The following is an 8,367-nucleotide window of genomic DNA, read 5'->3' as shown; positions in this document are numbered from 1 at the left end:
GGGGAAAATAAGGTATCAATTTTGATACCTTATTCATTAAAAATTATTTGTATGCTTGAATAGATTTCAGAATCTCTGCTCTGGCTTCATCAATACATCCCCAACCAGTAAATTTCATCCATTTGCCGTCTTCTAAATCCTTATAGCTAACCCGATGGTAAAAGTACCGATTAAGTTAGCTAAAACTGTTCCAAAAGCAATAGATAGAAGGGAAAAATACATACATTGTGGCGCTCCAAAAAAAGTAGAGCGCATACCTACGCACTCTAATTGGAAAGAGAGTTACGTAGGCATCATTAGCCAGAATTGGCGGTTTGTAAAAGGAGGAATACCATCTCATTGTACTTTATTATAAAATAATTATTTTAAATATCAATGCGTTTTAATTATTGGTTTAATTAGCATACTCTTTCTTTTTATTTAATTCAGCGATTAAGCATGGAGAAATAAAAAGCGTACCTCTATATGCACCAAGTAGCGTTTTACAAATAACCATCACCCATAAAACAACTAAAAATAAAGTCAATCCATACCCAATATAGCTTATAATTTGCATATTTAATTGCTTAGCTAACTCTAAAATTGCTAAAGAATAAACACCTAATGGAAATGTTAACCCCCACCAACCCAAGTTAAAGCTAAAATTAATATTCAAATGCTTATAAATTGTAAAAATAGCCATAGCTAACCACCACAAACCAAAACCAATTAGAATAATGCTACCCATAATTCCAGTGTAGTGCATGATTTGGCCTAGCGCTTCCATGTGAATATACGCTAAAACATGCGTAGCCTGTTTGCCAAGTAAAAGCAAAGCAAGAGCACCTGTTCCAATCGGTCCTAATGCTAAACATCCAGAAATCGCCATTTGTTGCTCAGGTAATTTATGTACAGCCATTCTCAAAAATAAAATTGTTAAAATAGAAAATGCTGGTAATACAGAAATTCCCCAAAGCATATAACTCCCCACAAGAATATTGATCGCGTCTAAAGGAGCCATGGTATGTGCTAATAGAATTCCACCAGAACTTGCTGTTACTTCAGCTGTTACGATAGGAAGTAACCAAATCGCGGTCATGCTATGCAGTTGATGATCTTGTCGAGTAAACATCATCGCAGGAACAAAAAGAGCAACTAAAAACGCTAAAACAGCATCGAGATACCATAAATTTTGTGCAATAGCGACAATATGATTATCATTGCCAAACATCATGATTCCATATTTTAAACATCCGTTAATTATCGTAGCCAATCCCATAGGAATTGCTCCGAGAAAAAAAAGCATGCTTGAATGTTTTAAGATTAACTTTGCTTCTTGATAAAAGAAGATCCATCTTAAAGCATAAAGTATTGAAAAAGTTATAAATAAAACAATATTGATCAGCCATAACACAGTACCTAGAGCATATAACTGACTATGTAAAAAAGGAAGTTCAGAAATAATTAGAGCAACAACACCTGTTCCCATGGTGACAGTAAACCAATTTGGGGTGAAATGACGAATAATGTTGATCTTACTTTCAATTTTATAAAATGGCTGATTCATAATATATGCCTAAATATGAATAATTGGCTTAAGAAGATAATAAAGCTTTTTTAATATCAGATGAATTGATATTAAATCATTTTAATAATAAGTTATTCTTATATGTTGTTTTAATGCAGAAGTCTGTTAAAACTGTGAGTGTGGATTTCTATTTCTTCAAGAAGTCTAAACTTAACATAATACGCCTTATCCGAAATGCTTCAAATTTTCTATTTAATTTCAGTATATTACTTGGTGCTGCCCTGAATCATATAGCAACAGGGCAGCAACTCCGCTACTTTTCACGTTCCACGCCTGTTTGCTGATCAATGTTTCACAACTTTAATTAGCTATGGTGAATAGTCACCTTAACCATTAGGTAAGAAAAATCGGCTCAGAAATCCTCGCTTCGGTGGTTCAGGCTCCACATGCTCTGGCACTGCAATTCGCTTATTTTCCTTCTGCTCCAGAGTAGTCAATCCCTCATCTTTCGGCTCGGGTTCTGACCGAGGATCCGTTGCTATATCTGGGTCAGGTTTTTGATCGGTAAACGTAGTCATATTGGCTTTGGGGGCTTCCAGTAGACGTTGCATTGCCTCAATTTGTTCTTGATAGAAAGATTCTCGTTCTAAAGACTGATTTTCTCTAAGCAAGGCTTGATTTAATTGCTTTTCAAGCAAGTCAACTTGACGTTTGAGCAAGTCAACTTCTGTTAACTTTTGACTGTCAATTGATTGACTTTGATTGACATTACTCTCTTTCTTTTGTGGTTCGCCAAATACTCTTAAAGCTTCTGAGAAATCAATTAAGCCATCTGCTCCCTTTGATAAATTTCCTTTATTTATATGAGCATATATTGCTTGTCTGGAAAACCCATATAGTTTTGCTAACTCTGAAACTGATAGTTTTTTCATAGTGTAAATTAGCTGTCAATTTGTGTTAATACTTCACTGTCAACTTTACATTGTCAATTGATACGGCTTATTGAAAGCCAACTTTTCGAAGTAATGGAGTGAATTCTTTTACTTTCTCTGTGTCTTGCAGCATATCAGCTATACGTACAGCGAATTGTTCATAGCTTTCTGATCCTTGAGAGTATTTACTCATTTCATGGAGTTCTGACAGCTTACTTGCGAACAAGTAACGTTGAGCATCTGTGAGCACTATTGGCTCATCCTTTTTCTGAACCATACTTTTTGTTGCTGACTTTTTTTGTTTAAAGTTGAATGAGAATCCGGTAATTGATCTACCAGTCTTTTGCTGCTCAACTTTAGCAGTAATATCTGTATGCTGATTTACTTGTTTTAGAGCAATATCTAAGACATATTTTTTAAAGTCATACATCCGTTTATATTCGGTATCGAGAACACCTATTTTATTCCTGAAATCATGTAGGTCTATAAGAGGAGTTTGTCCAGTGCTACGCCATGCAATCAAAATTTCATATAAACGGACGGCATAGGCACTGCTGAGATTACTAATTTGTTGTATTTCATACTTTGTAAATTGTTCTTCTAGCCTTGTAATTAAAGGCACAATAGCTGGAGAAAAAATAAGTCTAACAACAGCTTCATTATCAATATAGGCAACCTCGCTCACCCATCTTGATTTGTGGTTAATAACATTGCCTTTTTCGCTAAGGCTTTGATAGCTGAATTGTCTTGCAAATAGATCATCACAGGCATCTTTTAATGCTTGATAAGCTGTATTTCGATGTACTCCGAACTGATTAATATAACTCTCAGCATGAACTGTTAATGGATCATTGGCATTGATTCCTTTACCAGATTCTCTTGCTTCAACTATCGCTAGTAGGATTAATCGCTGTTCGACTAAATCAAGGTTATAACTGGCATTAATCAAGGCATTATCTTTAACTATTAATTCTGTTTTCATATGACGAGTTATATTTTTAGTTCGTTAAGACGAGGTTATATTATTAACTCGCTTAATGCAAGGTAAACCTCGTTTTAATGCAAGGTAAACCTCGTTTTAATGCAAGGTAAACCTCGTTTTAATGCAAGGTAAACCTCGTTTTAATCTCATTAAAACACTTAAAAATAAAGGGTTTCATCAAGTCTAAAAGTATTTAAAAACTTAAAAATAATTAAAAACATAGTCTGGGCAAAATTGCCCTTGGTTTTCGCTACGCTCAAACTCTATTGAATCTCGCTTTCGCTCGATTCTTGGGGCAATTTTTTGGTTCTTTTCGTTGTGAATTTTAGAAAGAGCAAAAGCAACTCGGCATTCGCTTCGCTCATCAAGCTTTATGCTCGCTGCGCTCGATCTAGACTCAAATTTTTGCATCTAAATTGCACTTTTTTAGGTTTATTCACCTAAAAAAGCGGTTTTTCAGAGGGCCGAGGCGCAAATTTTGGGTATGTCGCTCGTAGACACTCGCTTGGTATCTACTACCTATTCGCGATGAAAAGGATTAAGGGATTCAAATTGGATACCTTCCAGAATGCACTCATTTGCATTTTTAGCGATGTTTGCCCCAGCTTTGTAGGTTTCCTACTGGAGTGCTAAAAATCGCGCTTAAATGAGTGCTTATAGCGATTTATGCAGGTTTTTTAGGAGTACTTTATGGAATTCTTCTTGCTGAATCTTATAGGTCGGCAGTGTATCTAAGGCTAAGAAGAATAATTTACGGGCTTGTTGGTGGTCTTGTGTGAGGTTAAGCGCCTCCTGGTAAACCGGACTCTTTTGCATTTTTGAGCTAGAAATTAAAGCGTTCTTAATTCTATGTTCAACATGTTCCAAATGGTCTGGATCGATCTTCCATTCTGCTTTTTTCCAGATGGATAGAATGATTCCGCCCAATGCATATTTAAGCTGATTCTCGGCATTCCGTTTTTTCTGCGCCTCAGTGAGTTCCTTGTAGCTTTTCTGCAAGATTTCTCGTTTATGTTCGTTCTCCAGCCGGATCCGGTTGTCTAGGGCTGCTTTTTCAATTTTCTGGTAAGACTCGAGTGCTCGATCTAAGCGAAAGAACAGATCCTGATCCATGTCTTGTTTGAGTAATGTCAGGATTTCAATTTCATTGGCAAGCAGGGGCTGTTGGTTTTTTTGCTTCAGTTTGATTTGTTCAATCAGGGTCTGTCTTTGTACAAACTGATTTTTCTCCCGATCGACTGTTTTGAGTAGGCTGAGTTGTTGTTGATTGAATGGGGCCTGCGGTTGTTGAAGCAGGCTTAACGCTTGTTGTTGTTTTTTCTTGAGGTAGGGGAGATTTTCTAAAAACTGCTGCAAGGTCAGGAGGTCATTTTGAGTGAGTATTTTTGTCGGTCTTCCACGGGCCGCCATCGCATTCTCCAGCATAAAATGGGTGGGATTTTTCTGTTTTCAGTCTAGCATAGTGCAGCACGGGAATAATTAAATAAAATGTGGGAACATTTTATTTAATTATTTAGCTCGTTTCCGTGTTTTTAATTTGATACCATTACTCCGCAATGATATCAAATTAAAAACACTCCTCCTCGTGCTCCGCAGGCTCTGCGAGGCAGCATGAATTCGAAGGTGGAAATATGTTCTACTGCAATCTGGAACACACAACCAAAAAGGCGGTAAAGACTCGATCCGGAAAAGTGAAAAATGCCGCCACGGCCAAGAACCGGTTTCACTACATTACCCGGACATCGCATTTCAAAAATTACAAAGAACATGCTTCAGAGCAGATTGAGTTTGTCCGATCCGGAAATATGCCGAGTTTTGCAGAAGGAAAACCGGCTGGGTTCTGGGAGGCTGCAGATATTTATGAGCGCAGTAATGGCCGGACTTGTTCAAGTCTGATTGTTGCGTTACCCAAAGAGCTGAATCAAGCGCAACGGATTGAGTTGGCTGAAGCGTTTATTACCGAGTTTGCCGATCGTTATCAGTATCCATTTACCTGTGCCATTCATAATCATGCCGGTTCTTTCGGTGGCCAAGAGCAACCGCATCTGCATTTTATGTACAGTGAACGGCATGTGGATAGGATTGAACGCACAGCCGAACAGTTTTTTAAACGCTATAACCCAAAGGATCCACAAACAGGTGGCGCACAAAAGCTCACAGCTGATGTGCTTGGGATGGGCAAGACGCAATTGCAGTTGTACCGGCAGAAAACCGAAGAATTGATTAATGAGAGTCTGATGCGCTATGCCCCAACAAAAATTGTGGAGATTAAGGGCATCCAGGTGGAAGTTCCTAGCCTGGTTAGTTGCTTATCCAATAAGGAATACAACAAAAAGTACGGTACCCAGTTACAGGATGTACCGGTGATGAATAAGGCGCTTCGCTTTGCACGGGAAAATGAGCCAGAACTGATGGCCAAACGTGAAGAGATGGTGGCTGAAATTAACCGGTTAAGGGCTGAGAATTATTATGCGCTGTATCAATCTTTCTATGAAGCTGAACTGCAACGGCAAAACCGAGTAGAAACACCTCGTACTCGGCAGCATGATCATGCGAAAGCACAGTTATTGTTGCTTCAGCAGCGTATGCAAGATCGTTTATTAGAAAACCCTTCGAGACATCATTCAAAAGAGCTGATTTATCCAGATTTATGTGCCTATGTTGAGCATTTGAACACGGGTCATTTCGATCGGATAGAGAAATTAGATTATCTCGGCCAGCTGCAACTTCAGCTGCAGGCATTGAGTACTCAAGGTGCAGAGATCTATGAGGAACTAGAAGGACTTCAGCAGCAGATTATGGCTCGTCAAGAGGTGTTGACGGTGCCTCCACTCAAGAGTACGCCAAAGAAAAAACCAGATCGAGACGATGATTTTAGCCCCGGTTTTTAGGGAAATTGTTTAAAGCACGCCATTGCATGAGTAAAACTGCTTCTTCATCTTCCAATGTGGTTTCGCCAGACTGGATCCGCTCAAAGCGCTCCCAGGAACTTTTTTCATGGCGTTTTTTCTCTTCAGGACTCATGCCAAAGGTGACTATTGATTGAGCAGATTTCCATGCCTTTTTATCCATTTGTCTAGTGCTTGATAAAGGACCTTGTTGGTCACGGATCCCACATCTTTGACATTGGATGATACGCTGTTCAAAAGGATCATCTGAAGTGCTCGGATCCATTAGGGTTTCATCATCTTTTGCACAACATAAGCAAAACCAGTTCGTTTCATATTGATGGTTGTACCAGGCGACAAACTTGTGATGTGCCGATAGCCGATGGACCAGTTTACCTAATTGTTGTGGGGCAATAGTTTCTGTTTTTATTTGGTTTATTTTTTTCTCTAGATCTATGTTCTGCATGGTTTTAACCTTATTTTTTAAATGGGATATATCCAGTCTAAATCATAATTTTACTTAAATTTTTTTATTGAAATTTTTAGCTGGGGATTACCGTCTGACTATCCGAGGTTGAATTGATGATGATTGATGATGAATTGAGTGAGCGCGGGATTGCTCTTGCTGCTGCGTATGCCCTGCAGGAAAAAGGGATTACTGTGGCCCAGACTGAAACAGTTCTTTATGTTGAAAATGATGTATTGCTGAGAAAAGATCCTGATCAGCCGCCCGTGTTCGTGAAGCAATTGGTTGGTCGAAATCCCAACTTAACTGAACATCTGCTTCAGCGAAAAACGTTTAAAATTAAGAACCGTTTTTGAAAAAAATCTATATACATTAATTAATTACAGTACTAACTGCGAATTTTAGTTATTTTTTAATAATTGACTATTTACATATTTATCAAATACTTATATTGATAAGTGCGAAATTTAGTTAATAACCAAATTTCGCATAAGGCGTATTATGTTAATTTTAGAAATACTTTAAATTTCAGTTTACTAACTACAGGTATTAATATTTCTTCTTCACTAAATAGGCTAAGAAGCTCTTACCCTTTTCAGTAGCTATTACTCTTCTAGCTGTAGCTGTATTAGTTATTTTTTCTATTTGCATTAACCCATGAATTTGTAATTCAGGAGCTAAATCGAAAAAAACAAATAAATCATGGTTTGTTGCGTTTCCAGAGTTAGCTACCCCTATTACAATCTTATCTTTGAAGACTTCTACAGCTTCTAAAATAGAAATTTCTTCTGGGTATTTATTTTCATCTGTTCTAACTCTCTTCAAAGAAACCATCTCTTTTGAAAAAATACCTATGAGCTGATCAAAATCAGCTTCCAAGTTGGAACTGCCTGACGATTGATTTTTCAACTTAGTATTTTCTTTATTTAATTGTTCTTTTTCTTTTTGCAGAGCAGTAATTTGATCTAAATATTGTTTTGGATTTAATACCTCATCAGCACGTACCCAGCCAATTAGTTTATTTTCCTGCTGTAATTTACCAACACTTTCATGTACAGCTAATTTAATATCTTTATGATCCTCAAAAAAAGACGACATATAAGATAAAACTTTATTTTTAAAATCTCTCATTTTTTGTGGATTCTCGGACTCTAGAACACTCCTACCACTTGTCCTAACTTTTTCATCAAGTGCTTCATCTTTAATGATGACTGCAAATAAAGGCTTATTTTGAGTCAATGCATAGTTATACTCTAATTCGGTATAGCTTAATCCAGATTCTGGTTCTATTGACCCGTAACGCCCCCCAAGAATAAGCATATAAACATCTGACTCATCTATCCATCTCTGAATGATAGACCATTGGCTTTGATTTGATGCGGTAAACAACTCCATACCAGCAGGAATATGACCTGCCTTTAGAATTGCCTCGACAGCAGCTTGACGTTCATCAATTAAATCAAGATAAGTTGATGATACAAAAATTTGATATTTTTTCATAAAGGAAAAACTTATAAATAAAATTTCTGCTTATTGTAATAACTATCTAATTAAATGAAATACTTATTAAAAATAGACCCAATCAATTCTCC

General features: G+C 37.2%; 8 protein-coding genes and 1 riboswitch. Of the genes, 2 read left to right on the top strand and 6 right to left on the bottom strand.

Annotated elements, in window-relative coordinates:
• Positions 1 to 280: 280 nt before the first annotated feature.
• Positions 281 to 348: riboswitch (Fluoride riboswitch) on the bottom strand.
• Positions 349 to 394: 46 nt separating this feature from the next.
• From Aso01_RS15645 to Aso01_RS15630, 4 genes are all read right to left on the bottom strand, one after another.
• Positions 395 to 1,546 (bottom strand): TDT family transporter, encoded by a 1,152-nt coding sequence (locus Aso01_RS15645; RefSeq protein ID WP_004931863.1) that lies wholly within the window; start codon positions 1,544 to 1,546, stop codon positions 395 to 397.
• A 347-nt stretch (positions 1,547 to 1,893) separates the two neighbouring features.
• Positions 1,894 to 2,439 (bottom strand): plasmid replication DNA-binding protein, encoded by a 546-nt coding sequence (locus tag Aso01_RS15640; protein WP_004931860.1) that lies wholly within the window; start codon positions 2,437 to 2,439, stop codon positions 1,894 to 1,896.
• 67 nt (positions 2,440 to 2,506) lie between these two features.
• Positions 2,507 to 3,421, bottom strand: coding sequence for a replication initiation protein RepM (gene repM / locus Aso01_RS15635; protein ID WP_004931858.1), 915 nt, complete (start codon positions 3,419 to 3,421; stop codon positions 2,507 to 2,509).
• 654 nt (positions 3,422 to 4,075) lie between these two features.
• Complete coding sequence (locus Aso01_RS15630; protein WP_004940257.1) at positions 4,076 to 4,831, bottom strand: hypothetical protein; 756 nt, start codon at positions 4,829 to 4,831, stop codon at positions 4,076 to 4,078.
• Positions 4,832 to 5,226: 395 nt separating this feature from the next.
• On the opposite strand from Aso01_RS15630, the gene Aso01_RS15625 reads away from it, so the two are divergent.
• Positions 5,227 to 6,312: a MobA/MobL family protein gene (locus Aso01_RS15625; protein ID WP_370736361.1), complete on the top strand. Its 1,086-nt coding sequence runs from the start codon at positions 5,227 to 5,229 to the stop codon at positions 6,310 to 6,312.
• On the opposite strand, the gene Aso01_RS15620 is transcribed toward Aso01_RS15625, so the two are convergent.
• Positions 6,296 to 6,775 (bottom strand): hypothetical protein, encoded by a 480-nt coding sequence (locus Aso01_RS15620; RefSeq protein WP_004940252.1) that lies wholly within the window; start codon positions 6,773 to 6,775, stop codon positions 6,296 to 6,298. The genes Aso01_RS15625 and Aso01_RS15620 overlap by 17 nt on opposite strands.
• 116 nt (positions 6,776 to 6,891) lie before the next feature.
• Here Aso01_RS15620 and Aso01_RS15615 point away from each other — a divergent pair, with 116 nt between their 5' ends.
• Entirely contained in the window at positions 6,892 to 7,131 is a 240-nt protein-coding gene (locus Aso01_RS15615) for a hypothetical protein (protein ID WP_004940251.1), read from the top strand.
• A 193-nt stretch (positions 7,132 to 7,324) separates the two neighbouring features.
• Here Aso01_RS15615 and Aso01_RS15610 read toward each other — a convergent pair whose 3' ends face one another.
• Positions 7,325 to 8,275 (bottom strand): DUF4062 domain-containing protein, encoded by a 951-nt coding sequence (locus Aso01_RS15610; protein WP_004940248.1) that lies wholly within the window; start codon positions 8,273 to 8,275, stop codon positions 7,325 to 7,327.
• Positions 8,276 to 8,367: the final 92 nt, after the last annotated feature.

The sequence above is a fragment of the Acinetobacter soli genome (assembly GCF_000760595.1).
GTDB classification, from domain to species: domain Bacteria; phylum Pseudomonadota; class Gammaproteobacteria; order Pseudomonadales; family Moraxellaceae; genus Acinetobacter; species Acinetobacter soli.
Note: the sequence above shows the minus strand (reverse complement) of the source record. Positions and strands in the feature narration are given on the sequence as shown.